General features: G+C 72.3%; 27 protein-coding genes. 5 read left to right on the top strand and 22 right to left on the bottom strand.

Annotated features, from left to right (window positions below; all coding sequences use genetic code 11):
• Window positions 1-52: 52 nt before the first annotated feature.
• The 4 genes from AC3ANR_RS07040 to AC3ANR_RS07025 form a co-directional block, all read right to left on the bottom strand.
• The gene (locus tag AC3ANR_RS07040; protein WP_488291167.1) at window positions 53-973 is read right to left on the bottom strand and encodes a hypothetical protein; all 921 of its coding nucleotides are present in this window, start codon (window positions 971-973) and stop codon (window positions 53-55) included.
• On the bottom strand, window positions 973-1,845 hold the full coding sequence (locus AC3ANR_RS07035) for a glycoside hydrolase family 16 protein (RefSeq protein ID WP_488291166.1): 873 nt from the start codon (window positions 1,843-1,845) through the stop codon (window positions 973-975). Before AC3ANR_RS07035 ends, AC3ANR_RS07040 begins: the two co-directional genes overlap by 1 nt.
• A gap of 66 nt (window positions 1,846-1,911) precedes the next feature.
• A complete protein-coding gene (locus AC3ANR_RS07030) occupies window positions 1,912-3,096 on the bottom strand; it encodes a PP2C family protein-serine/threonine phosphatase (RefSeq protein ID WP_488291165.1) in 1,185 nt (394 codons plus the stop codon).
• A gap of 5 nt (window positions 3,097-3,101) precedes the next feature.
• Window positions 3,102-3,449 carry an Hpt domain-containing protein gene (locus tag AC3ANR_RS07025; RefSeq protein WP_488291164.1) on the bottom strand — a complete coding sequence of 116 codons (348 nt, stop codon included), beginning with the start codon at window positions 3,447-3,449 and terminating at the stop codon, window positions 3,102-3,104.
• Between the two features lie 151 nt (window positions 3,450-3,600).
• On the opposite strand from AC3ANR_RS07025, the gene AC3ANR_RS07020 reads away from it, so the two are divergent.
• The gene (locus tag AC3ANR_RS07020) at window positions 3,601-3,813 is read left to right on the top strand and encodes a DUF3606 domain-containing protein (protein ID WP_488291163.1); all 213 of its coding nucleotides are present in this window, start codon (window positions 3,601-3,603) and stop codon (window positions 3,811-3,813) included.
• A 1-nt stretch (window position 3,814) separates the two neighbouring features.
• Here the strand turns inward: AC3ANR_RS07020 and AC3ANR_RS07015 are convergent, their stop codons facing one another.
• The 7 genes from AC3ANR_RS07015 to AC3ANR_RS06985 all read right to left on the bottom strand — a co-directional run bounded on the left by AC3ANR_RS07015 (window position 3,815) and on the right by AC3ANR_RS06985 (window position 10,385).
• A complete protein-coding gene (locus AC3ANR_RS07015) occupies window positions 3,815-4,417 on the bottom strand; it encodes a hemerythrin domain-containing protein (RefSeq protein WP_488291162.1) in 603 nt (200 codons plus the stop codon).
• 13 nt (window positions 4,418-4,430) lie between these two features.
• Complete coding sequence (gene fnr, locus AC3ANR_RS07010; protein ID WP_488291762.1) at window positions 4,431-5,180, bottom strand: fumarate/nitrate reduction transcriptional regulator Fnr; 750 nt, start codon at window positions 5,178-5,180, stop codon at window positions 4,431-4,433.
• Window positions 5,181-5,239: 59 nt separating this feature from the next.
• Window positions 5,240-5,617 (bottom strand): response regulator, encoded by a 378-nt coding sequence (locus AC3ANR_RS07005; protein ID WP_488291161.1) that lies wholly within the window; start codon window positions 5,615-5,617, stop codon window positions 5,240-5,242.
• 155 nt (window positions 5,618-5,772) lie between these two features.
• Window positions 5,773-6,981: an ABC transporter permease gene (locus AC3ANR_RS07000; protein ID WP_488291160.1), complete on the bottom strand. Its 1,209-nt coding sequence runs from the start codon at window positions 6,979-6,981 to the stop codon at window positions 5,773-5,775.
• Window position 6,982: 1 nt separating this feature from the next.
• On the bottom strand, window positions 6,983-7,720 hold the full coding sequence (locus AC3ANR_RS06995) for an ABC transporter ATP-binding protein (protein ID WP_488291159.1): 738 nt from the start codon (window positions 7,718-7,720) through the stop codon (window positions 6,983-6,985).
• Window positions 7,717-8,985: an efflux RND transporter periplasmic adaptor subunit gene (locus AC3ANR_RS06990; RefSeq protein ID WP_488291158.1), complete on the bottom strand. Its 1,269-nt coding sequence runs from the start codon at window positions 8,983-8,985 to the stop codon at window positions 7,717-7,719. The genes AC3ANR_RS06995 and AC3ANR_RS06990 overlap by 4 nt, the downstream gene beginning before the upstream one ends.
• Window positions 8,982-10,385, bottom strand: a complete 1,404-nt coding sequence (locus AC3ANR_RS06985; RefSeq protein WP_488291157.1) for an efflux transporter outer membrane subunit — start codon at window positions 10,383-10,385, stop codon at window positions 8,982-8,984. Before AC3ANR_RS06985 ends, AC3ANR_RS06990 begins: the two co-directional genes overlap by 4 nt.
• Before the next feature lie 220 nt (window positions 10,386-10,605).
• Between AC3ANR_RS06985 and AC3ANR_RS06980 the strand changes: the two genes are divergently transcribed.
• Entirely contained in the window at window positions 10,606-11,346 is a 741-nt protein-coding gene (locus AC3ANR_RS06980) for a hypothetical protein (RefSeq protein ID WP_488291156.1), read from the top strand.
• A gap of 19 nt (window positions 11,347-11,365) precedes the next feature.
• On the opposite strand, the gene AC3ANR_RS06975 is transcribed toward AC3ANR_RS06980, so the two are convergent.
• The 11 genes from AC3ANR_RS06975 to AC3ANR_RS06925 form a co-directional block, all read right to left on the bottom strand.
• A complete protein-coding gene (locus tag AC3ANR_RS06975; RefSeq protein ID WP_488291155.1) occupies window positions 11,366-12,004 on the bottom strand; it encodes a response regulator in 639 nt (212 codons plus the stop codon).
• Entirely contained in the window at window positions 12,001-13,062 is a 1,062-nt protein-coding gene (locus AC3ANR_RS06970) for a PAS domain-containing sensor histidine kinase (protein WP_488291154.1), read from the bottom strand. Before AC3ANR_RS06970 ends, AC3ANR_RS06975 begins: the two co-directional genes overlap by 4 nt.
• Window positions 13,063-13,165: 103 nt before the next feature.
• Complete coding sequence (locus AC3ANR_RS06965; RefSeq protein WP_488291153.1) at window positions 13,166-13,468, bottom strand: hypothetical protein; 303 nt, start codon at window positions 13,466-13,468, stop codon at window positions 13,166-13,168.
• 7 nt (window positions 13,469-13,475) lie between these two features.
• Window positions 13,476-13,742: a FixH family protein gene (locus AC3ANR_RS06960; protein WP_488291152.1), complete on the bottom strand. Its 267-nt coding sequence runs from the start codon at window positions 13,740-13,742 to the stop codon at window positions 13,476-13,478.
• A gap of 18 nt (window positions 13,743-13,760) precedes the next feature.
• Window positions 13,761-15,191 (bottom strand): cytochrome c oxidase accessory protein CcoG, encoded by a 1,431-nt coding sequence (gene ccoG / locus AC3ANR_RS06955; protein WP_488291151.1) that lies wholly within the window; start codon window positions 15,189-15,191, stop codon window positions 13,761-13,763.
• A 1,269-nt stretch (window positions 15,192-16,460) separates the two neighbouring features.
• On the bottom strand, window positions 16,461-17,378 hold the full coding sequence (ccoP, locus tag AC3ANR_RS06950; RefSeq protein ID WP_488291150.1) for a cytochrome-c oxidase, cbb3-type subunit III: 918 nt from the start codon (window positions 17,376-17,378) through the stop codon (window positions 16,461-16,463).
• A gap of 10 nt (window positions 17,379-17,388) precedes the next feature.
• Entirely contained in the window at window positions 17,389-17,526 is a 138-nt protein-coding gene (locus AC3ANR_RS06945) for a cbb3-type cytochrome oxidase subunit 3 (protein ID WP_488291149.1), read from the bottom strand.
• A 26-nt stretch (window positions 17,527-17,552) separates the two neighbouring features.
• On the bottom strand, window positions 17,553-18,182 hold the full coding sequence (gene ccoO / locus AC3ANR_RS06940; RefSeq protein ID WP_488291148.1) for a cytochrome-c oxidase, cbb3-type subunit II: 630 nt from the start codon (window positions 18,180-18,182) through the stop codon (window positions 17,553-17,555).
• 19 nt (window positions 18,183-18,201) lie between these two features.
• Entirely contained in the window at window positions 18,202-19,635 is a 1,434-nt protein-coding gene (gene ccoN / locus AC3ANR_RS06935) for a cytochrome-c oxidase, cbb3-type subunit I (protein ID WP_488291147.1), read from the bottom strand.
• 58 nt (window positions 19,636-19,693) lie between these two features.
• A complete protein-coding gene (ccoS, locus tag AC3ANR_RS06930) occupies window positions 19,694-19,831 on the bottom strand; it encodes a cbb3-type cytochrome oxidase assembly protein CcoS (protein ID WP_488291146.1) in 138 nt (45 codons plus the stop codon).
• A 14-nt stretch (window positions 19,832-19,845) separates the two neighbouring features.
• The gene (locus tag AC3ANR_RS06925; RefSeq protein WP_488291145.1) at window positions 19,846-22,158 is read right to left on the bottom strand and encodes a heavy metal translocating P-type ATPase; all 2,313 of its coding nucleotides are present in this window, start codon (window positions 22,156-22,158) and stop codon (window positions 19,846-19,848) included.
• Between the two features lie 131 nt (window positions 22,159-22,289).
• Here AC3ANR_RS06925 and AC3ANR_RS06920 point away from each other — a divergent pair, with 131 nt between their 5' ends.
• The 3 genes from AC3ANR_RS06920 (at window position 22,290) to AC3ANR_RS06910 (ending at window position 24,284) form a co-directional block, all read left to right on the top strand.
• A complete protein-coding gene (locus AC3ANR_RS06920; protein WP_488291144.1) occupies window positions 22,290-22,733 on the top strand; it encodes a universal stress protein in 444 nt (147 codons plus the stop codon).
• 41 nt (window positions 22,734-22,774) lie between these two features.
• A complete protein-coding gene (locus tag AC3ANR_RS06915) occupies window positions 22,775-23,197 on the top strand; it encodes a universal stress protein (protein WP_488291143.1) in 423 nt (140 codons plus the stop codon).
• A gap of 82 nt (window positions 23,198-23,279) precedes the next feature.
• Window positions 23,280-24,284 carry an AI-2E family transporter gene (locus AC3ANR_RS06910; protein ID WP_488291142.1) on the top strand — a complete coding sequence of 335 codons (1,005 nt, stop codon included), beginning with the start codon at window positions 23,280-23,282 and terminating at the stop codon, window positions 24,282-24,284.
• The last annotated feature ends 66 nt before the right edge of the window (window positions 24,285-24,350 follow it).

The following is a 24,350-nucleotide window of genomic DNA, read 5'->3' as shown; positions in this document are numbered from 1 at the left end:
CTCCTGGCGGCCGGTGCCGCTCAGCGCCGCCATCCTAGGCGATCCGGGACCGTCACCATGCCGTTCCCCAGCTGACCGAGACGCTGCCGCTGCGAAACCGGCCTTCGCCCGCGCCGCGCGCGCGGCCCGGCCAGCGGTTGCCCGAGTAGTTGGCGTACTGGAGCGTCAGGCCGGTGGGCCCGGGGTCGGTCCAGCCGAAGCCATAGACGTAGTCCGGGTCCCAGGGCTGCTGGCGCGAGCGGTCCGGCCAGGCGAAGGCGGCGGCGTGCGCGAACCAGCCCTCCGGCCGCGTGTAGCGGCAGCCCAGCGCCAGCGACACCTTGCCGCTGCCCAGGCCGCCCTCGACGCGGGTGAAGCGCGGCACCAGGTTGGCGTCGGCATGGCACAGCGCGGCATCGCCGTCGCCGGCCAGCAGCCAAGGCCGCCAGGCCGGCGGCAGCTCGATGCGGTAGCTGGCGGTCCACTGGCCCTGGTCGGCGTTCCAGCGCTGCTCGCCGCGCCGCGCGTCGGGGCGCCAGCGGGTGCCGGTGTAGTTGGCATAGAAGACCGCCCAGTGGCCGGCCTGCCCGTCGTCGTAGCCGAGGGCGTAGGTGAAGTCCGGGTCCCAGGAGCGCTGCCGGGCGGCGTCGAGGTAGCCGAACGCCGTGCCCTGCACGAACCAGCCGTCCTGCCAGGGCCGCCAGCGCAGCAGCGCCTGCACGGTCGGCGACCCCGGGCGGGTGCCCTGCGTGGCGGCGCCCGCCGCGGCGGCGCCGCGCAGCGGCAGGTCGAGCGTCAGGCGCAGGGTGAACGATGCGTCCGGCGCGCGCGCCTCGGCCGGCTGGTTGGGCCCGGCCGGCGTGTACGCCGGATCGACCTGCGCCGGCGGTTCGATGAACGTGCCGCCGCGCTGCTGCACGGGCGGGGCGGCGGCGGCCTGCGCCAGCGCGAGCGCCGGCGCGAGCAGGGACGAAGCGGCGAGCCACCGGCGCATCAGCGGCCCCACCGCATCGGTGCCCTGGCGGGCTGCGGCGCCGGCGTCGTCGGCGGCGCGTCGGCACGGGCCGCATCGGCGCCGCCCGCGGCAGCGGCAGGCGTCGGCACCGGCTCCACCGCGTCGTTGCCGCCCGGCAGCCAGCGCCAGATCCGCACCGAGGCGATGTCGAACGAGGCCGGCAGCCGCGCCTCGTCGATCGGGCCGCCCCAGGAGCCGCCCAGGGCCAGGTTGATGCGCAGCGTCATCGGCTGGCGCAGCGGATCGACGCCGCCGGCCAGCCGCGCCTCGTCGGGATCGAAACTGAACCAGGGCTGGCCATCGAGCAGCACGCGCACGGCGGTGGGCGTCCATTCCAGCGTGTGCGTGTGCCAGCTGCCCTCGAAGCCCGGCACGACGCGGCTGTCGTTGCGGTGCCGCCGCGTGCGCGGCTCGCGCCCCCAGTGCACGCCGGCGAACACGGTGTCGGGATGCTTGCCGACGGCCTCGAAGATGTCGATCTCGCCATACACGCCCTCGCCTTCGTGCACCAGCCAGATCGCCGGCCAGGCGCCCGCCCCGGAAGGGGTGCGCGCGACCACCTCGATGCGGCCGTACTGCATGGGCTGGCGCGCCACCAGCGAGGCGGACGTGTACTGCGCGGTGCGGCGAGACAGCCGCCAGTCGCGGCTGCCGGCGCGCCACTGCGCGTTGGGCACCTCCTCGCGCCGCGCCTGCAGCCGCAGCGCGCCGCCCTCGACCGACAGGTTGCGCTCGGTGTAGTACTGGTCCTCGCGGTTGCGCACGAAGCCGCTCTCCAGCCGCCACCACGCCGCGTCCGGACCGCGCCCGGCGGCGAAGCGCTCGTCGTGCGCGAGCTGCCAGTCAGCCATGGCCGCACCGTGGGCGAACAGCATCGCCACCGCGCCGGCCTGCAGCCATCGCCCTGCCCGCATGCCTCAACCCGCCTCCACCACCAGCAGCGTGACGTCGTCGTCGAAGGCGCCGGACCGCCAGCCATGCAGGGCCTCGGCCAGCGCGCGGCAGGAGTCCGCCGCCGCGGTCGAGCGATGCGCCGCCAGCAGCTCGTGCAGCCGCTGCTCGCCGAACGCCGCCCCGTCCGCGCGCCGGCAGTCCGGCACGCCGTCGGAATACAGCACGAGCCGGCTGCCCGGCGCCAGCGGCACGGTGCACGCCTCCCAGCCCGGGTCGGGCAGGATGCCGACCGGCACGCTGCCTTCGCCGAACGCGGTGAACTCGCGCGCGCCCGGCGCGGCGTGCAGCGCCGGCGGATGACCGGCCTGCACCAGCGCGGCCATGCCGGCGACGCGATCGACCAGGCCGAAGGCCAGCGTGAGGTACAGGTCGCTCACGTTGGTGCGCAGGAAATGGTCGTTGAAGCGCCGCAGGATCGCCACCGCGGCCTCGCCCAGCGGCGCGTCGGGCCGGATCGACCGCGCCACCTGCTGCGACGCCGAGCGCAGCTGGTGCTGGGCGGCCACGCCTGCCATCGCCGCCGCCACCCCGTGGCCGGACACGTCGGCCAGGTAGAAGGCGAGCAGGCGCTCGCCGAGCGGGAAATAGTCGTACAGGTCGCCGCCGACGTAGCTGGACGCCTCGAACCAGCCCTCGCAATGCAGGCGGCCGAACGCCTGCGCCGGCGGCAGCTGCGAGCGCTGCAGCGTGCGGGCCAGTTCGAGGTCGCGGCTCAACTGGCCGTAGGCGCGGCTGAGCTCGTCGTTGCGCGCCGCCAGCCCGGCCTCCAGCGCCAGCACCCGTTCGGCGGCGTGCAGCCGGGCGCCGAGTTCCGCCGGCCGCAGCGGCTTGGCCAGGAAGTCGTCGACCCCGGCCTCCATCGCCACCTGCAGTGCCTGGTGGTCGGCGGAGGCGGTGAGCATGATGCAGTAGACGTAGTGCTCGCCGGGCCGCGCGCGGATGGCGCGGCACAGCGCGAGGCCGTCCATGCGGGGCATGTGGCGGTCGGTGACCACCAGGTTGAAGCCCCCCTGCGCCAGCTGCTCCAGCGCCTCGGCGCCGTCGGCGGCCTGCGCCACCTCGTAGCCGCGCGACTCGAGGAAAGCGGCCAGCAGACCCAGCAGCAGCGGGTCGTCGTCGACGAGGAGGGCCCGGATCGCCTGCGCCACCGCCTTCAGTCCTGCGGTGCCGCGGCGAGCAGCGCGCGCAGCGCGAGCCCGGCGCCCTCGAAGTCCGAGGCGGTGCGGGCGGGCCGCTCCATCGCTTGCTCCAGTTCCTGCTCCATCGCGCGGGCGCGCTCGCCCAGCGCGTCCAGCCCGAACGTGCCGGCCGATCCGGCCAGCGTGTGCACCGCGCGATGCAGTTCCTCCAGCGCCGCTCCGTCGGCGGGCGCGGCGCGGCAGGCGGCCAGGCGGGCCTGCACGTCGGCCAGCCGCGCCGGCAGCTGCGCCCGCCAGTCGCGGCGCAGGGCGGCGTAGCGTTCCTCGAACGAGAGCGGGGCGGCGGACGGCGCGGGGCTCATGGCGGCGAAGGTACCACGCGGCCTGCGCCCGGCCGGGCACGGCGGGGGATCGCAGCGGCGATCAACCTCGTCCTACAGCCCCGGCGGCCGAGCCTGCCTAGCATCCGTGCCAGCCACCCATCCACCCACACCATCACCTGGAGAGCCAGCCATGTCGGGCAGCAACGGGACATCGAGCGGCCGCAAGGACGAACGCATCGACGTGACCTGGGACTACGCGGTCTGCGCGTGGGCCCGGCACTTCAACACCAGCGAGAAGCAGGTCAAGGAAGCCGTCGCCGCCGTCGGGGACCGGGCCGACAGCGTGCGCGCGCACCTGGAAAGCAGGCGCCAGTCGCGCAGCGAGCGGCCGTCCGGCCGCTGAATCAGGCCGCCTGGCGCTCCAGCGCGGGGCCCACGCCCACGGGCGCCGGCGCGCTCAGCACGATGCGCGTGAACAGCCGGTCGTAGCTCGGATCGCGCACGTCGGTGGTGAGCGGGTCGCGCCCGGCCGCGAACTCGGCGTCCAGTTCGGCCCAGTCCTGCGGCCCCAGCGATGCCTGCGCGGCGGGCAGCAGCAGCGTCTCCTCGGCGCGCATGTGGCCCAGGTAGAACTCCACGTAGGCGCCCAGCGCCGCGGCGAAGGCCGCGCGCCGCGGCTCGCCGAGCAGCTCCCAGCCGAGCAGCAGGTGCTGCAGCTCGCGCACCCGCCCTTCCCCCTGCATGTGGTCGGCCTCGAGCTTCTGGATCACCGGCATCAGGTCGGGCCGGGCGCGGGCGATCTTGGGGAACAGCAGGTTCGACTCGCTCGGGTGGTGCAGCCGCTCGGGGAATTCGTCGATGTAGAACAGCATCGCGCGCATCACGTCGAAGAAGCGGCCGGGCGCGTCGCCCGGGCCCCGATCGAGCATCATGCCCAGCGACCGCAGCACCGCGGCCACGGCACCGTGTTCGTCGCGCAGGACCTGCAGGGCGGAGTGGGTGGTCATCCTGGCCTCGCTTTCAGTGCACGCGCGTTTCGAGCGCGCGGGTCAGCCCCGGCAGGTCGAGGATGCGGATGTGGCGCTTGTCCACTTCCAGCAGGCGCTGCTGCTGGAAGGCCGAGAAGGTGCGGCTGACGGTCTCGAGCTTCATGCCCAGGTAGCTGCCGATCTCGGCGCGCGTCATGCGCAGGTGGAACTCGCTGGGCGAGTAGCCGCGCGCCTTCATGCGCTGCGAGATGTTGATCAGGAACGCGGCCAGGCGCTCCTCGGCGTTCATGCTGCCCAGCAGGACCATCAGGCTGTGCTCGCGCACGATCTCGCGGCTCATCAGGCGGCCCATGACCATCTGCAGGTTGGTGCTGCCCACCGACAGCTCGGCCAGCTGCGAATACGGGATCGAGCAGATCTCGGCGTCCTCGAGCGCCGTGGCGCTGCTGGCGTGGCGGCCCTGCGCCAGGCCGTCCAGGCCCATCAGCTCGCCGGCCATGTGGAACCCGCTGACCTGCTCGCGGCCGTCGGCCAGCGTCAGGCTGGACTTGAACGTGCCGCTGCGCACCGCATAGATGTTGTGGAACCCCTCGCCCTCGCGGTACAGCGTCTGTCCGGCCTTGACCTTGCGGCGGCCGAACATCAGGCCGTCCAGCCGCTCCACCTCGTTGCCCGTGAGGCCGCACGGGAGGCACAGGTCCTTCAGGTGGCAGCTCGAGCACAGCGTGGTCAGCGTCGTCGGCGCCGGGGCGCGGGTGTCGCGCACGGGGATGAACTTCATCGGCGCGGGGCGGGCTGCTTCGAGGGTCGCGGTGTTGTTCATTGTTGGTCCTTGGGAAATCAGTGCACGGGACGGGCCGAGACGTCGGCCACGGCGGCGGCGAGCTGGTCGAACTCGCTGCTCTTGTCGAGGAAACGGTCGGCGCCCTCGCCCAGGTACCGCTTGCGGTAGGCGGGCGCCGAGTTGTTGGAGAAGACGACGAAGGCGATGCCGGGCTCGGCCTGGCGCACCGCGCGCAGGACCTGCAGGCCGGTGCCGCCCTCGAGCTGCACGTCCAGGACGACGACGTCCGGCCGGGCGGCCAGGATGCCGTCGATGGATCCCTGCGGCGTCTCGGCCTGGCCGACGATGTCCATCTCGCGCACCGACAGCAGCTGGGCGACCCGCTCGCGGATGGCGGCGGAGTCGTCGGCGAGGAACACTCTCACGTGATGCATGGCGCTGGGCATGGGATGGACTTTGCCCGGCGTCGCCGCCGTCCGACATCGGCGGGCTCCGAACCGCGGCTCGGAGTGCTCCGGAAAACGGCCGGGCGGACCGCCGAGGCGGCCTAGGACGATTCCTAGGCCGCACGTGCCTCGGGGAGGCCCCGTCACTCGTGGCGCAGGGCCTCGATGGGATCCATGCGGGCGGCGCGACGGGCGGGGAAGTAGCCGAACACGACCCCGATCGCGGCCGAGAAGGCAAAGGCCAGCAGCACGATCGAGGGATCGAACACCAGCGGCACGTGCATCAGCCGGGCCAGCAGCACGGACGCGCCGATCGCCAGCGCGATGCCGAGCACCCCGCCCACCGACGACAGCACCACCGCCTCGATCAGGAACTGCAGCAGCACCTCGCGCTCCAGCGCGCCGATGGCCAGCCGCACGCCGATCTCGCGCGTGCGCTCGGTCACGCTCACCAGCATGATGTTCATGATGCCGATGCCGCCCACCAGCAGGCTGACGGCGGCCACGGCCCCCAGCAGCATGGTCATCACCTTGGTCGTGCCCGACAGCGTCTCGGCGATCTGGCGCGTGTCAAGGATGTTGAAGTTGTCCTCGTCCGCGTCGCTCAGCTTGCGGCGCTCGCGCAGCAGCTGCCGGATGGCCTGCTTGACCTGGTCGGCGTCGGCGCCGTCGCGCACCGATACCAGCAGCGTGCCCACGTTCTGGTTGCCGGTCAGGCGCCGCTGCACCGTGTGCAGCGGCAGCACCACCAGGTCGTCCTGGTCCTGGCCCATGCCGGCCTGCCCCTTGGCGGCCAGCACGCCGATCACCTGGCAGGAGAACTGCTTGACGCGCAGCTGCTGGCCCAGCGGGTCGGTGCCGCCGAACAGCTGCCGGCGCACCGTCTCGCCGATCAGGCACACGGCCGCGCCGCTGCGCACCTCCGGCTCGGTGAACAGCCGCCCCGCGGCGACCTTGCGGTTGTTGGTCTCGAAGTAGTCGAGCGTGGAGCCGGTGACCGAGGTGGACCAGTTGCGCCCGGCGTAGACGGCGGTGACGCCGCTGCCCTGCGAGGGGGCCACGGCGCGGATGCCGCCCACCTGGGTGGCAAGGGCCTGGGCGTCCGCCTCCTTGAACGGCGCGGCGCCGGCCTGGTCGCTGCCGGGGCCGAGCCGCTGGCCGGGGCGGACCATCAGCAGGTTGCTGCCCAGGCTGGAGATCTGGTTGGACACCGAGAGCGTGGCGCCGTTGCCCAGCGTCACCATCGTGATCACGGCCGCCACGCCGATCACGATGCCCAGCACCGTGAGGAACGAGCGCATCAGGTTGCGCCGGATCTCGCGCAGCGACAGCAGGAAGGTGTTCCACCACATCTCAGGCCGCCTCCGCCGCGCCGGCGGCCTTGCGGGGCGTGCGCTCGTCGCTGGCGATGTGCCCGTCGACGAACCGCACCACGCGCTGCGCGTACGCGGCCATCTCGGCCTCGTGCGTGACCATGATGATGGTGATGCCGCGCCCGGTGTTCAGCCCGCGCAGCAGCTCCATGATCTCGGCGCCGCGCTGGCTGTCCAGGTTGCCGGTGGGCTCGTCGGCCAGCAGCACGGTGGGACCGGTCACCAGCGCGCGGGCGATGGCCACGCGCTGCTGCTGGCCGCCCGACAACTCGGCCGGCGTGTGGGCCTCGCGGCCGGCCAGGCCCACCGCAGCCAGCGCCTCGCGCGCCTTGGCCCGGCGGGTGGCGGCATCCTCGCCGCGGTACAGCAGCGGCAGCTCCACGTTCTCCTGCGCCGAGGTGCGCGGCAGCAGGTTGAAGCCCTGGAACACGAAACCCAGCTGGCTGCGGCGCAGGCGCGCGCGCTGGTCGCGCGTCATGGTGTGCACCGGGATGCCGTCGAACAGGTACTCGCCCGCGCTCGGCGTGTCCAGGCAGCCGATCATGTTCATGCAGGTCGACTTGCCCGAGCCGCTGGGGCCCATGATGGCGACGAACTCGCCGCGCCGGATGTCCAGGTCGACGTCGCGCAGCGCGTACAGCGCGGCCTGCCCCTGCCCGTAGACGCGGCTGATGCCCCGCAGGCGGATCAGGGGCGTGTCGCCGGCGACCGCCGTCACCGGGCCGCCTCCGCCCGCTGCTCGACCACCACGGCCGCCCCGGGCTGCAGCCCGCCGCCCGCGACCTCCGTCAGGCGGCCGTCCGACAGGCCGGCGGTGACGGGCACGGCCCGGGGCTGGCCGTCCTCCAGCACGTAGACCTGCCGCGCGCCCGCCGTGCTGCGGGTCGAGGCGCGCTTGGGCTGCTGCGGGATGCGCGGCAGCAGCCTGGCGGTGATGCCGCCGCCGGCACTCGCGGCCGCCGCGGCCGGCGTGAAACGCAGCGCCGCGTTGGGCACGAGCAGCACGTTGCGGCGCTCGGCCGCGCGGATCGAGGCCGTCGCCGTCATGCCGGGCCGCAGCGAGAGGTCCTCGTTGTCCACCTGCAGTTCCGCCACGTAGGTCACGACGTTGTCCTTGGTGGTGGAGCCGTAGCTCACGCGCCGGATCGTCGCCGGGTAGTCGCGGTTCGGATAGGCGCTGACGGTGAAGGTGGCCTGCTGCCCTTCCTTGACGATGCCCACGTCGGCCTCGTCCACGTTGACCTGCAGCTTCATGCGCGTGAGGTCCTCGGCCAGCGTGAACAGCGTCACCGCCTGCAGCGAGGCGGCCACGGCGTTGCCCGGATCGACGGCGCGCGACAGCACCATGCCGTCCATCGGCGAGCGGATCGAGGCCTTGCGCAGGTTGGTCTCGTCCACGCTCGCGGCCGCCCGCGCGTCGGCGATGCCGGCCTGCGCGCTGGCGACCTGCGACTGCGCCCGCGCGAGCGCCGCCTGCGCCGTCGCCAGTTCGCTGCGCGACGGCACCTTGCCGCCGCTCAGGCGCGCCACCTCCTGCAGCCGCTGCAGGTTGCCCCGCGCCTCCTCCACCGTCGCGGCGGCCTGCCGGGCGCCGGCCAGCGCGACGCCCAGCGCGGCGCGCGAGCGGGCGACCTGGTCGCGCAGCTTGGTGGTGTCCAGCTCGGCGAGCACCTGGCCCTTGGCCACGCGGTCGTTCACGTCGACGTGCACCTTGGCCACGGTGCCCGAGAGTTCGCTGCCGATGTCGACCTTGTTGGTGGGCTGCAAGGTGCCGTTGGCCGTGACCTTGACCACCAGGTCGCCGCGCGCGACGGGCTCGGTGAGGTAGGTCGGCCCGGTGTCGGCGGGCGTGCGCAGGAGCCACCAAGCCCCCGCCAGCAGCACGACCGCTCCGGCCGCGATCCAGGCGGCCAGCCGGCGGCGGCGCGAGCGAACGCCCGCCCCGACCAGGTCCTCCAAAGCCGTGCGGGTGGCGTCGTTCATGACGGAGCCTCCGCACCGCCCGGCAGCCAGCCGCCGCCGAGCGCCTTATACAGGCGCACCCGGGCCGTGGCCAGTTCGCCGCGCGCCGCGACGACGGCGTCCTGCACGTTCAGCAGCGTGCGCTGGGTCTCCAGCACGGTCTGGAAGTCGATCAGCCCGGCGGTGTAGCGATGCTGCGCCAACAGCTGGGCATTGGCCGCCGATTCGCCGGCGCGCTGCAGCGTGGCCACGCGCTCGCGCCCGGCCGCCAGTCCGGCCAGCGCGTCCTCGACGTCCTGCAGCGCCTGCAGCACCTGGGCGCGGTAGGCGGCGCGCGCGGCATCGAGCGCCGCTTCGCGCCCGGCGAGCACCGCATCGCGCGCGCCGCCATCGAACAGCGGCTGGGCCAGCGAGGCGAGCAGCGACGCCGCGGCCGCGGTGCTGCCGACCGCGCCCAGCGTGGCGCCGGTCCAGGCGAGGCTGCCCTGCAACGCGAGGCCGGGCTTGCGCTGCGCGTCGGCCTGCGCCACCCGCTCGGCGGCGGCGCGCAACTGCTCCTCGGCCGCCAGCACGTCGGGGCGTTGCCGCAGCAGCTGTGCCGGGAAGGCGATCGCCACCTCGCCGGTCCCCGCGGGCACGGCGGCCGGCTGGCGCAGCGCCGCCAGCAAGGCGCCGGGGGCGCGGCCGGTGAGCACGGCGAGCGCATGCGCGGACTGGTCGGCGGCCCGGCCCAGCGCGGGCACCTGCGCCCGCGTCTGCTCGGCCGCCGTGGTGGCCTGCTCGACCTCGATCGACGTCGCCAGCCCCGCCTGGTTGCGCCAGCGGCTGATCTGCAGCGTGTCCTCCTGCGCGGCCAGGTTCGCCAGCGCCACCGCGGCGCGCTGCTGCGCGACGCGCAGGTCCACGTAGGCGAGCGCCACCTCCGCGGCCACCGACACGCGGGTGGCGGCCAGGGTCGCGGCGCCGGCGCGCTCGAGCGCGGCCTGCGCGAGCACGCCGCTGCGGTTGGCGCCGAACAGGTCGGCCTCCCACGAGGCGTCCAGGCCGACGCTGGCGGTGTTGCGGCTGGCCGTGGCCGCGGTGCGGCTGCGAGCGGCGCTGACGGAGCCCGCCACCACGGGCAGCAGCGCCGCGGCGGCCTGCTCGCGCGCGGCGCGGGCCTCGCGCAGATTGGCCTGCGCCAGCGCGACGCCGGTGTTGGCCGCCATCGCATCGGCCACCAGCGACGCCAGCGTGGGATCGCCGAAAACGCGCCACCAGGCCGGCGCCGGCGCGCCACCGGCCGGCACCGGCTGCGCCCACGCGGCGGGCGGCGCCGGTGCGTCGGTTGCCGTCGGTGCCACGGGCGTCGTGCCACAGCCGGCGGCCAGCAGGACCGGGAGCAGCGCCGCCAGCCACGACGCGCGCAAAGACGCGCGCAAGGACGCTCGCGACGACGCCAGCGAGGACGCCTGTGAAATGGCCAGGCAACGCGCGGGCCGGCAGCCGCCGGTCGGCCGGGAGGGGATGGAAGGCGTCATGGTGCGTCGCGCCGGCGCCGTCCCTCGCGCCACGCTCGCCGGTGCGAAAGCCATGATGCGCCGCGCCCGGCCTTCCCGGCTTGCGGCAGGTCATGCCCGGCCGGCCTCACAATCGCCCGCCATGCCCACCGTCCCGTTCGCCCCCCGCCTCGCCCTGCTGCTGATCCTTGCCGGCGCGCTCGGTCCGGCGCGGGCGCAGGACCCGGAGCAGCATCCCTTCAAGCTCACGCTCGGCGAGTACCACCTGTCCGGTGGCGGAACGCCGTCAGGCCCCGCCCACGACGTCAACCTGCGGCACACCTCGCGGCTCGGCAATGCGTGGCTGGGCTGGTACGACGACCGCTCCAACGGCTTCCAGCAGTGGCGGGCCGGCTGGGACCGCCAGTTCGACACCGGCGCGCTGCGCGTCCAGCCGTCGGTGCAGGTGGCTTCGGGCGGCTTTCGGGGCGGCAGCCTCTACGCCGAGGTCGGCTCCACGTGGGTCGCGGGTGCCGGGCTGGGCCGCACCAACCTGCGGCCCTATGCCAACCTGAACTTCGACCCCAACGACGCGATCACGGTGGCCGCGGGGCGGCGCTGGGGCGAGGCGCGCTCGCTCATGCTGCAGCTGGTGGCCGACAACCGGCAGAACCCGGACCAGCGGCACCTGCACCTGAACTGGCGCGAGTCGCTGGCGGGCGGCGAGCGCCTGACGCTGGACCTGCTGGCCAAGCGCGGCACGGTCGAGGGCGAGCGCATCCGCCGCTGGGGCGTCTCGGCCACCTACGACTGGCCGCGGGTGTTCGTGCGCGTGGCCTGGGACCCCAAGGTCAACTTCACGCCGCAGGACATGCTGCGCCTGTCGGCCGGCGCGCGGTTCTGAGCCGCGGCGGCGGCGCCCGCTACTCGTCGATCAGCCCGTGCTTGAGGGCGTAGCGCACCAGGTCGGTCGGGTTGTGCAGCGACAGCTTGGCCATCAGGTTGGCCTTGTGCGTGCTCACGGTCTTGACCGACAGGTTGAGCGCGGTGGCGATGTCGGTGACCGAGTCGCCGGCGGCCAGGCGCCGCATGACGTCGAACTCGCGATCGGTCAGCGACTCGTGCGGCGCGGCGCCGGCGCCGCCGGGCATGGCGCCCAGCGCCAGTTGCTCGGCGACCTCGGCACTGATGTAGGCGCCGCCGCCGGCGATCTTGCGCAGCGCCTGCACCAGCTGGGCCGGCGCGCTTTCCTTGGTGAGGTAGCCGCTGGCGCCCGACTTGATGGCGCGCACGGCGTACTGCGTCTCCTGGTGCATGGACAGCACCAGGATGCGCAGCCTGGGTTTCTCGGCCTTGACCAGCTTGATCAGCTCCATGCCGCTGCGACCGGGCATGGACAAATCGAGCACCAGCACGTCGAAGTCGAGCTCGCGCACGCGCTGCATCACCTGCGTGCCGTCGGCGGCCTCGCCCACCACCTGCAGGTCACCGGCCTCGCCGACGATGCGCTTGAGCCCCTCGCGGACGATGGCGTGGTCGTCGGCGATGACGATGCGGATCAAGCGTCCTCCTGCACGGGGATGCGTGCCTCGACGCGGGTGCCCTGGCCGGGCGCGCTGCGGATGTGGACCTTGCCCTTGAGCAGGTGGGCGCGCTCGCGCAGGCCGACCAGGCCCAGCGACTGGGGCTTGCGCGGGCCGGCGGACTCGAAGCCGACCCCGTTGTCCTGCACGCTCAGCACCATCTCCTGTCCCTCGCGCGCCACGCGCACCTGCACGAAGTCGGCCCGGGCGTGCTTGCCGACGTTGGCGAGCGATTCCTGGACGATGCGGAACACCGCGGTGGCATAGGGCTCCTGCAGCTCGAGTTCCTCGTCGAGGTCGAGCTCGCAGCCGACGCCGGTGCGCTGCTGGAAGTTCTGCACCAGCCATTCGATGGCCGGCGCCAGGCCCAGGTCGTCCAGCAGCAGCGGGCGCAGGTCGGCCGAGATGCGGCGCGTGGCGGCGACGCTGGCGTCGAGCATGGCCAGCATCTGCGACAGCTTGGCCGTGGCGCCGTCGGGGTCGGTGCGCAGGTTCTCGCGCACCCACAGGGTGTCCATCTTCAGCGCGGTGAGGGACTGTGCCAGCTCGTCGTGCAGCTCGCGCGCGATGCGGGTCTTTTCCTGCTCGCGCACGGCGCTGGCCTCGGCGGCGAACAGCGCCAGCTCCTCGCGGGCGCGCACGCGCTCGGTGACGTCGCGCAGGATCACCGTGTAGAGCTTGCCCTCGGTGGTGTCCAGCTGCGAGATGGACGCGTCCATCGGGAACTCGGTGCCGTCCTTGCGGCGGCCCAGGATGACGGTGCCGTCGCCCATGCGGCGCGAGGTGACGCCGGTTTCGCCGAAGTGCCGCACCATGCCGGCGTGGCCGCCGCGGAACCGGTCGGGCAGCAGGAGCTCCAGCCGCTGGCCGATGGCCTCGGCCGCCGTCCAGCCGAAGATCTTCTCGGCCGCGCGGTTGTACATGACGATGACCTGGTCCTCGTCCACGGACAGGATGCCGTCCATGGCCGAGTCGAGCAGGCCGGAAAGCCGGGCGGCGACCATGTCGCCGTTGCGTGGGGAAACCTGGAAGGGCATGGGACAGCGGGGTGCTGGGCGAAATTACAGCACAAGCATCCCGCCGCCGGGCCGACAAACCCGGCGGTTGAAGGGACACCGGCGGCGCGGCGCGCCGCGCGGCTCACAGGTCGCGCGCGTCGACCAGCTGGCCCGGGCAGCCGGGCGGGCGCTGCGCGGGATCGAACGGGCACTGGTTGACCTCGTCCGGCGTCATGCGCAGCAGCATGGTCAACGCGCAGGCGGCGGTGGCGATGGCCCAGAACGCGAAGAACGCGGTGGCGTACACGGCCTGCCGCGACCACGACTGGCCGTCGTGGAACCACTGCACGTCGTGCGGGTCGACGGCGGCGAACACCACCAGTTGCAGCAGGCAGGCGGCCAGGAAGGCCGGCCACAGGATCCACATCAGCTTGCGCACGCGCATGGCGGCCTCAGCGGTCCGACGTCGGCGTGGCCGCGTGGTTGCGCGCCTGCACCGCGGGCAGGCGCGCGCGCTCGGCGGCCAGCTGCTTGTTGATCTCGATGCCCTTGCGGTAGTAGTCGGCGTCGACCACCTTGTCGGCGCCGCGGGCGGCAATGAACGCCGTGACGATGGAGGCCACCACCACCACGGCCGGGCCGGCGATCACCAGCCACAGGTGGCCATGGCGCCACCACGGCAGCGGCGGCGCGGCGGGGGACGGATCGGCATTGCTCATGCTTGTCTCCTTGCAGGGTCAGCGGGGAACGAGGAAGACGGACTTCTCGCGCACTTCGGCATCGCCGCCGGCGGCCTCGACCTCGAAGTGGATGGGGTGGGATCCGGCCGCGGCCGAGCCGTACGGGATCTGCAGTCGCACCGGCACCCAGCGCGACTCGGCGGGCCCGATGGTGAACTCGTCCTCCGAGGCGACCTGCAGGCCGGGCAGTCCCTCGGCCTTGATGCGGTAGCGCTGGGTCTGCTCGGTGGCGTTCATCACCTGCAGCCGGTAGACGTTCTCGAGCTTGCCGCCGGGGGCGATGCGGGCGAGCGCGGCGCGGTCGCGCACCACGTCGACCTTGAGCGGCGTGCGCACCACCAGGCTGAAGGCCAGGGCCAGGCAGATCGCGCCGAGGATGGCGGTGTAGATGAGGATGCGTGGGCGCAGCACGTGGCGCAGGATGTCGCGGCCCGACCAGCCCTTGGCCATCGCGTTCTGGGTGGTGAACCGGATCAGCCCGCGCGGGTAGTTCATCTTGTCCATCACGGTGTCGCACACGTCCACGCAGGCGGCGCAGCCGATGCACTCGTACTGCAGGCCCTGGCGGATGTCGATGCCCGTCGGGCACACCTGCACGCACAGGCCGCAGTCGATGCACGAGCCCAGCCCCTTGGCCACGAAGTCGTCCTTGCGCCCGCGGGTGCCGCGCGGCTCGCCGCGGACGGTGTCGTAGCTGACGATCAGCGTGTCCTTGTCGAACATCGCACTCTGGAAGCGCGCGTACGGGCACATGTACTTGCACACCTGCTCGCGCAGGAAGCCGGCGTTGCCGTAGGTGGCGAAGGCGTAGAAGAAGACCCAGAACACTTCCCACGAGCCCATGCGGGTCTGCAGGAATTCCATGCCCAGTTCCTGGATCGGCGTGAAGTAGCCGACGAAGGTGAAGCCGGTCCACATGGCGAGCGAGCCCCACAGGATGTGCTTGAAGGACTTCTTGACCAGCTTTTCCAGCGAGAAGCTGGCGGCGTCGAGCTTCATGCGCTGCGGCCGGTCGCCCTCGACCTTGCGCTCGATCCACAGGAACATCTCGGTGTAGACGGTCTGCGGGCAGGCAAAGCCGCACCACAGGCGCCCCGCCACGGCGGTGAACAGGAACAGCGACAGCGCGCTGACCACCAGCAGCCCGGTGAGGTAGATGAAGTCCTGCGGATACAGCACGTACCCGAACAGGTAGAAGCGCCGCGCGGCCAGGTCGAACAGCACCGCCTGGCGGCTGCCCGCCTCGGTGGACCAGGCCAGCCACGGCAGGCCGTAGAACACGATCTGCGTGAGCCACACGAAGGCCCAGCGCCACTTGGCGAACAGGCCGGTGACCGATCGCGGATAGATCTTCTTCTGCGCCTCGTACAGCGAGACGGTCTCGTCGCCGGCGGGCACAGGGACGATGGGGATGACTTTCTGGTTCATGGCAGGTTGCCGGGCGGTGTTCACCCGACCACCGCATCTTGCCGGCGGGGGTGCCGTGGGGGTTTGAGCTAGATCATGGAAACGCGGGACGGACGGGCTGCCTCGCGGGTGTGGGAAGGGTGGGGCCGGACCGCGTGAGGTCGGGGAGCTGGGAACTGAGGGTGGCGGCTGCAGAGGAGACGGAGGTGTCCGGGGGGCGGGGGCGCCCGGGGCGGGCGGCAGGGCGATGCCCGCCAGGGGCTCATGCTGGCCTCTCCGTGCTTCGCCTGCGGCTCACGCACAGTCGCGCGTTGCCTTCCGGGGCGCGGGCCCACGCGGCACAACTCGCTGCGCCTACGGCTCCGCTCAAACACGTGCCGCGAGTCAGAGGCTCATGTCGAGCTGCGCTCCCTGCGGTCGCTCGCCAGGGCCCGCGCCCCTGCGGCAACGCTCAGGCCAGAAATCGCCCCCGACGTGCATCGCCCTGCCGCCTGGCAGCAGCGGTGGGAGCCCCCCACCGGGCCGAGCCGCCCGCGGAAGCCTTGGCCATGCCGCTCTTTGGCCGCGTGCCCGGCCAGCCATGCCTGGCACACATGCCTGGCACACGTGCCGGGCACACATGCCTGTCCGCACATGTCCTGGACGCACATGTCCTGGACGCACATGTCCTGGACGCACATGTCCTGGGCGCACATTCCTGGGCGCACATGCCTGGGCGCACATTCCTGGGCGCGCACGCCGGACGCACATGCGTGGTCGACCACGCCTAGGCACCCTCCCCTGTCATTCCCGCGAAAGCGGGAATCCACGCGTTCGCACGAGCGCTGTTCCTGGGCTGCGGCGGAGAACAGATGCGGCTTGACCGAGGCCCTGCCCGATCGCGCACAAGGTGCCCAGCGCGGCAGGCGGTGTCTGGCGGGGGCGATTTCCGGGGCGGCACGCCGCAGTGGCCGGCCCGCTGCGAGCGACGCAGGAGCGAAGCTCGTCGATGAACCACTGGCTTGCGGCCGCTTGTCTGAGTGGCGCGCGCAGCGCGCAACGAGTTCGGCCGCTGCGGGCCGGCCACGCAAGGCGCGCGATGTTCCTGTGCGAGCGCAGCGCAGCACGGAACCGCCACGGCATGAGCCCCCGACGGACGCCGCCTGCCGCGCCGCCCCCGCAGCTTCAGCTTCGCTTCTTCGTCGCGCCACCTCAGCCCAAATCGAGCCTGACCCAAGCGGAACAAACGAAAACGCCCCGCCACGGCACAAACCGCGGCGGGCCGCAAGGAAGCCGTTCTGGAGCCGTTGCCTAAGGCTTGGCCGTGCCCGGCTTGTTCGACAGTCCCCAGACGTACGACGCCAGCACGTGGATCTGCGCGTCGGTGAGCTTGCCGGCTTGCGCGGGCATGACGTTGGTCTTGCCGTTGTTGATCATGCTGATCACCGCCTGCTCGCCGAAGCCGTGCAGCCAGACGTCGTCGGTGAGGTTGGGCGCACCCATGGCCTGGTTGCCCTTGCCGTCGGTGCCGTGGCAGGCCGCGCAGGCCGTGAACTTGCTCTTGCCCAGCTGCGCGCGCACCGAGTCGTGCGGGGCGCCGGAGAGCGACAGCACGTAGTTGGCCACGTTCTTCACGTCGTCGGCCGAACCCACCGCCGCCGCCATCGGGGGCATCATGCCCTGGCGGCCGCCCTTGATGGTCTCGGTGATCTTCTCGGTCGAGCCGCCGTGCAGCCAGTCGACGTCGGTGAGGTTGGGAAAGCCCTTGCTGCCGCGCGCGTCGGAGCCGTGGCACTGCGCGCAGTTGTTCATGAACAGCCGCTCGCCGATGGCCATGGCCTGCGGATCGCCAGCCACGTCCTCGGCCTTGCGGGCGGTGAACTGCGCGTACAGCGGCGCGAGTTCCTTGTTGGCCTTCTCGACCTCGGCCTCGTACTCCTGCCTGGACGTCCAGCCGAGCTGGCCCTGGTAGGTGCCCAGTCCCGGGTAGGCCGCCAGGTACAGCAGCGAGAACACGATGGTCAGCACGAACAGCCACATCCACCAGCGCGGCATGGGGTTGTTCATCTCGGTCAGGTCCTCGTCCCAGACGTGGCCGGTGGTGTTGTCCGCGGTGGAGACGACCTTCTTGCGGGCCGTGATCCACAGCAGCAGCAGGCAGGCGATGATGCCCGCCAGGGTGATGCCGGTCACGTAGACCGACCAGAAGTTGCTGGTGAAGTCGCTCATGGCAGGCTCCTCACTCGCCGCGGAACGGGATCTGCGCGGCTTCCTCGAAGCCGGCGCGGTTGGAGCGGGCGTAGGCCCACGCCAGGATGCCGATGAAGGTGGCGAAGCTGGCCAGCGTGGCGACGATGCGCAGGGTGGTGATGTCCATGGTGTGTTCTCCTGTCGGGCGCCGGCTCACTTCAGGGCCAGCCCGAGCGACTGCAGGTACGCGACCAGCGCGTCCATCTCGGTCTTGCCCCTGAGCTCGGCCGGGGCCTTGGCGATCTGCTCGTCGGTGTAGGGCACGCCCACGACGCGCAGGGCCTTCATGTGGGCGCCGATGCTGGCATCGTCGGCCGGGGTCTTCTCCAGCCAGCTGTAGGCGGGCATGTTCGACTCGGGCACCACGTCGCGCGGGTTGTTCAGGTGGATGCGGTGCCACTCGTCGCTGTACTTGCCGCCCACGCGGGCGAGGTCGGGGCCGGTGCGCTTGCTGCCCCACTGGAACGGGTGGTCGTACACCGACTCGCCGGCCACCGAATAGTGGCCGTAGCGCAGCGTCTCGGCGCGGAACGGCCGGATCATCTGCGAGTGGCAGTTGTAGCAGCCCTCGCGCTGGTAGATGTCGCGGCCGGCCAGCTGCAGCGCGGTGTAGGGCTTGACGCCCTCGACCGGCTGCGTGGTCGACTTCTGGAAGAACAGCGGCACGATCTCGACCAGGCCGCCGACGGCGACGACCAGCAGGATCAGCACGATCATCAGGAAGTTGTTGGTCTCGACCTTCTCGTGGGTGAAACCGGTGGGGGGATTGGCGTTGTGGCTCATGGGGATCGCTCCAGCGGTTTCAGGCGGCCTGCGGCACCGGCACGTTGATGCGCACGGCGCGGCCGTTGGCCACGGTCATCCAGGTGTTCCAGGCCATCACCAGCATGCCGGCCAGGTACAGCAGGCCGCCGATCACGCGGATCACGTAGAAGGGGTAGGTGGCCTTGACGCTCTCGACGAAGGTGTAGGTGAGCGTGCCGTCGGCATTGATGGCGCGCCACATCAGGCCCTGCATCACGCCGGCGATCCACATCGCGGCGATGTACAGCACGATGCCCACGGTGGCGATCCAGAAGTGCAGCTCGATGGCCGGCACCGAGTACATCTTCTTCTGGCCGAACAGGCGCGGGATCAGGTAGTACAGGCAGCCCATGGAGATCAGGCCCACCCAGCCCAGCGCGCCGGCGTGCACGTGGCCGACGGTCCAGTCGGTGTAGTGCGACAGGGCGTTGACGGTCTTGACGGACATCATCGGCCCCTCGAAGGTGGCCATGCCGTAGAACGACAGGGCGACGATCATGAAGCGCAGCACGGGGTCGTCGCGCAGCTTGTGCCAGGCGCCCGACAGCGTCATCACGCCGTTGATCATCCCGCCCCAGCTGGGGGCCAGCAGGATCAGCGAGAACAGCATGCCCACCGACTGGGTCCAGTCCGGCAGCGCGGTGTAGTGCAGGTGGTGCGGGCCCGCCCACATGTAAGTGAAGATCAGCGCCCAGAAGTGCACGATCGACAGGCGGTAGCTGTAGACCGGCCGCTCGGCCTGTTTGGGGACGAAGTAGTACATCATCCCCAGGAAGCCGGCGGTGAGGTAGAAGCCCACCGCGTTGTGCCCGTACCACCACTGCACCATCGCGTCCTGCACGCCGGCATAGGCCGAGTACGACTTCATCCAGCCCGCGGGGACGGCGGCGCTGTTGACCAGGTGCAGCACGGCGATGGCCAGGATGAAGCCGCCGTAGAACCAGTTGGCCACGTAGATGTGGCGCACCTTGCGCGTGCCGACGGTGCCGAAGAACACGATGGCATAGGACACCCACACCAGCGTGATCAGGATGTCGATCGGCCACTCGAGTTCGGCGTATTCCTTGCTGGTGGTGTAGCCCAGGGGCAGGCTGATGGCGGCGGCGACGATCACGGCCTGCCAGCCCCAGAAGGTGAACGAGGCCAGCTTCGGCAGGAACAGCGGCACGTGCGAGGTGCGCTGCACGCACCAGTAGCTGCTGGCGAACAGCGCGCAGCCGCCGAACGCGAAGATCACCGCGTTGGTGTGCAGCGGCCGCAGACGGCCGTACGACAGCCACGGGATGCCGAAATTCAGTTCGGGCCAGGCGAGCTGGGCCGCGATGAACACGCCGACGAGCATGCCCACCACGCCCCAGACGACGGCCATCAGCGTGAACTGCCGCACCACGGTGTCGTGGTACGGAACTGCTGGAGGTTGTTGGTCGTTCATTGGGAGCACCTTTCGCCCCCAGTGTCGGCTCAGCCCCGCCCTGCAGGGTTGATGAAGGTCAATCGGTCTCCAGAATGCGCTGGCCCTCGGCTTCGAGTGCGTCGAACTGGCCACGCCAGACGGCCCAACCGAGCGCGCCGAGGATCAGCAGGCCCAGGCCGACGGACAGCGGGATGAGGAGAAAGAGGATGTCCATGGGGAGAGTCCGTGTCAGGCGCGCGCGAGCGCGGCCCCGGCCAGGCGCGAGGCCGATGGGAGGGGTTGGGCGGGCGGCGCCGGCAGCCGCGACAGCCGCGCCGCATTGAGCACCACCAGCAGCGAGCTGGCCGCCATGCCCAGGCCGGCGGCCCACGGCGGCATCCAGCCCACGAGCGCCAGCGGCACGCTGACCGCGTTGTAGGCGGCGGCCCAGGCGAGGTTCTGGCGCACCACGCGGCGCGTGCGCCGCGCGAGGGCCAGGATCAACGGCACGGCTTCGAGCTGGCCGCCCGCGACGATGAAGTCGCTGCGCGATTGCGCCAGCGGCGCGCCCTGCCCCATCGCGATCGAGAGGTCGGCGCGCGCGAGCACGGGGCCGTCGTTCAGGCCGTCGCCCACCATCGCGACGCGATGGCCTCGCAGCTGTTCGGCCCGCACGTGCGCCAGCTTGTCCTCGGGCGACTGGCCGCCCCAGCCCTGCGCGATGCCGGCGCGGGCGGCCAGGCGCTGGACCGCGCGCAGGCGATCGCCCGAGAGCAGTTGCACGCGCAGCCGCTCGCTCACCAGCTGCGCGACGGCCGCCGGCGCCTCCGGGCGCAACTGCTCGTCCAGCGCGAAGCTGGCGAGCCAGCCGCGGTCGTCGGCCAGGTGCACCTGCGCGGCATCGGCGATGCCGTCGGGGGCGCCGCAGAACGCGGCCGAGCCCAGGCGCAGCGGCGCGCCCACGCCGCCCTCCAGCCGGCCTTGCACGCCCTGCCCCGCGGCTTCGGCCACGTCGGCCAGCGGCGGCAGGTCCAGGCCGGCGGCGGCGTCGACCACCGCGCGCGAGGCCGGATGCAGCGAGTGGCTGGCCAGCGCGGCAGCCAGCCGCAGCGCGTCGTCGCGGGTGGCGCCGGCACGCAGCTGCACGCCGGTGACCGCCATGCGCTCGCGCGTGAGGGTGCCGGTCTTGTCGAACACCACCGTGTCGACCTGGGCGCCGGCTTCCAGGGCTTCGAGGCGCCGCACCAGGATGCCGCGCCGCGCCAGCGCCCCCGCCGCCGCCAGCGTCGCCGCCGGCGTGGCCAGGGACAGCGCGCAGGGGCACGTGACGATCAGCACGGCGACCGAGATGCCCAGCGCATGGCTGGCGCCGGCGGGCCACCACCACCAGGCGGCGGCGGCGGCAGCAGCGAGCACGCCCAGCAGGAAGGGGCCCGCGATGCGGTCGGCCTGGCGCGCGAGCCGCGGCTTGTCCACCGACGCCTGCTCCATCAGCGCCACGATGCCGGCGTAGCGGGTGTCGTCGCCCAAGCGCTCGACCCGCACCAGCAGCGCGCCGCTGAGGTTGTGGCTGCCGGCGATCACCGCGTCGCCCGCCGCGCGCGGCAGCGGCTCGGATTCGCCGGTGAGCAGCGCCTCGTCGACGCGGCTGTCGCCCTCGAGCACGCGGCCGTCGGCCGGGAAGGCCTCGCCGGGCAGCACGCGGATGCGGTCGTCCACGCGCAGCCGGCGCACGGCGACGCGCTCGAAGCTGCCGTCGGCGCGCTGGCGCTCGATGGTGGCGGGCAGCCGGCGCATCAGCGCCTCCAGCGAGCCGGCGGTGCGGTCGCGCAGCCGCTGCTCGAGCAGCCGCCCGGACAGCAGGAAGAACACGAACATCGTCAGCGAGTCGTACCAGACCTCGCCGCCGAGCGGGCCGGCCGGATCCGCCGTCGCCACCGTGCTGGCGCCGAACGCGATCGCGATGCCCAGGGCCACCGGCACGTCCATGCCGATGCGGCCGTTGCGCACGTCGCGCAGGGCCGAGGCGAAGAAGGGCCAGCACGAGAACAGCACCACCGGGACGGTGAGCATCCAGGAGGCCCAGCGCAGCAGCGCCTGGGCATCGGGCGTGATGTCGCCGGGCGGGGCGACGTACGCCGGGTACGCGTACATCATCACCTGCATCATGCAGAAGCCGGCCACGAGCCAGCGCCACAGCAGCCGGCGGCGCGCCTGCAGGCGCGGCTGCGCGGCGAGCTGGTCGGCCGCGGGCAGGCCGCCGTAGCCGGCGAGCCGCAGCGCCGCGAGCCAGTCGCTGGGCTGGCACCGGTCGGGCGCCCACACGATGCGGGCCGTGGCCGTGCTGCCGTTGACCTGCACCGACTCGACGCCCGGCACGCGGGCCAGCGCCTGCTCCACGGTGAGCGTGCAGGCGGCGCAGTACATCCCCTCGATGGCGAGGAAGGACTCCCACCAGCCGTCGCGCCCGCGCACCGGGCGGCTGAACTCTTCCCAGGCGGCCCGTTCGTCCAGGGGCGCCCACGCGGCGTCGGCAGGCAGGGCGGGGCTCGGGGACGTCATGCCCCAAGGGTACGGGCCGTGCCGGCCGTGCCGGTTGACTTACATCAACGGCGCCGGAACGGGTGCGCTGCTAAGCTCGTGCCATCCGCACTGCCGCGGCTGCCGCGGCTGCCGCGGCCTGGAGACCGACCATGTACCAACGCATCCTCGTCACCACCGACGACTCCAAGCTCTCGCGCAAGGCCGTCAAGGCGGCCATCGAGCTCGCGGGCGCCGTGCAGGCCGAACTGGTGGCGCTGCACGTCGTGCCTCGGTATCCGGTCAGCTACTTCGAGGGCGCCGTCGCCCTGCAGCCCAAGGAGGTCGGCCGGATCGAGAAGGAATGGGCCGACCGCGGCAACGCGATGGTGGAGAAGGTCGCCGCCGAGGCCGCCAAGGCCGGCGTGCAGGCGCGCGGCGTGATCGCCCAGTCCGACGCCGTGTCCGAGGCGATCATGAGCGCGGCCAAGAAGCACAAGTGCGACCTCATCGTGATGGCCTCGCACGGCCGCCGCGGCATCAGCCGCGTGCTGCTGGGCAGCGAGACCCAGCACGTGCTGACCCACAGCACCATCCCCGTGCTGGTGCTACGCTGACGCCCGCCCGAATCCGAACCCGAACCCGAGGAGACTTCCGCATGCGCATCATCCTGGCCGCCGACGGCAGCAAGTTCACCAAGAAGGCGCTGGCCTTCCTCGCCACCCACGAGTCCCTCGCCGGCACCGAGGACGAACTGCTCGTGATCAACGTGCAGCCGCCGATGCCCCCGCGCGTGAAGACCCTGGTGGGCGCCGCCGCCGTCAACAGCTACCACGAGGACGAGGCGACCAAGGTGCTGGCGCCGATCGAGAAGTTCCTGGGCCGCAAGGGCATCGCCTTCCGCTGCGAGTGGAAGGTGGGCGAGCCGGCGCAGCAGATCCTGCAGGCGGCCAAGAAGAACAAGTCCAACATGATCGTGATGGGCACGCACGGCTACGGGCTGATCGGCCGCGCGGTGATGGGCAGCGTCGCCCAGCGCGTGCTGGTGGACGCCGACGTGCCGGTCCTGCTCGTCAAGTAACCACCGCCTGTTCCTACCTGCTGTCGCGCCGGCGTCCCACCGACGCCGCCGGCAGCTGCGCCATGCTGCAGGCCCACTGCCCATGGCGATCGACCTCCCGACCACTCGCGCGCGCACGACCGTGGTCGTCGCGTTCGGCATCGCGCTGCTCGCCCTGCTGGCGCTGCGGCTGCTGCCGGCGCTGGTGGCGGCGCTGGGCACGCACGCGATCTATGTCTTCCTGCAGGCGCGGCTGGCGCCGCGCTTCGGCGAGCTGCACGCGCGCATCGCCGCCGTGGTGCTCACGGTGCTGGTGCTGGCGCTGCTGGCCGCGGCGGGCGTGCAGGCATTCGAGTGGCTGTGGGCGCCAGGCGAGGGACTGGCGAAGCTGATGCAGGTGCTGGCCGATGCCATCGATCGCGTCCGCACGGCGGCGCCGCCGGCGGTGGCGGCGCGGCTGCCCGAGTCGGCCGCCGACCTGCAGCACGCGCTGTCGACGTGGCTGCGCACCCATTCGCGCGAACTGCAGCACTGGGGCAACGAGGCGCTGCGCATCGGGGCCCACCTGCTGATCGGCCTGGGCATCGGCCTGCTGGTGGCCTTCAGCCGGCACGCGGCGCCGCGTTCGCGCTGGGTGGCGCTGGTGCGCGAGCGGCTGTGGGGCCTGAGCACGGCGTTCACCAACGTCGTGGCGGCGCAGGTGCGCATCGCGATCGTGAACACCGTGCTCACCGGCCTGTTCCTGCTGGTGGTGCTCCCGCTGGCCGATTCGCCGCTGCCGCTGGCCCGCACGCTGGTCGTGTTCACCTTCGTGGTGGGGCTGGTGCCGATCCTGGGCAACCTGCTGTCCAACGCCGCCATCGTGGTGGTGGGACTGACCGTCTCGGCCGGCGTGGGCGTCGCGTGCCTCGTGTTCCTGCTGGCGATCCACAAGCTCGAATACTTCCTGAATGCGCACTTCGTCGGCCAGCGCACCAGCATCCCGCCCTATGCGCTGCTGGGAGCGATGCTGGTGGGCGAGGCCGCCTTCGGCATCGCCGGCCTCATCGCCGCGCCGATCTATTGCGCCTGGCTGGTGCGCGAACTGCAGATCGCGGACGTCGTCTGAGCGGCGGCGCGCTTTCGCGGGCCGGCGCGCTGCGCTGTTCGCTGCGACTGCGGCTCGCAACCTCCG

Source organism: Ramlibacter sp. JJN2-2R, assembly GCF_057747835.1.
Note: the sequence above shows the minus strand (reverse complement) of the source record. Positions and strands in the feature narration are given on the sequence as shown.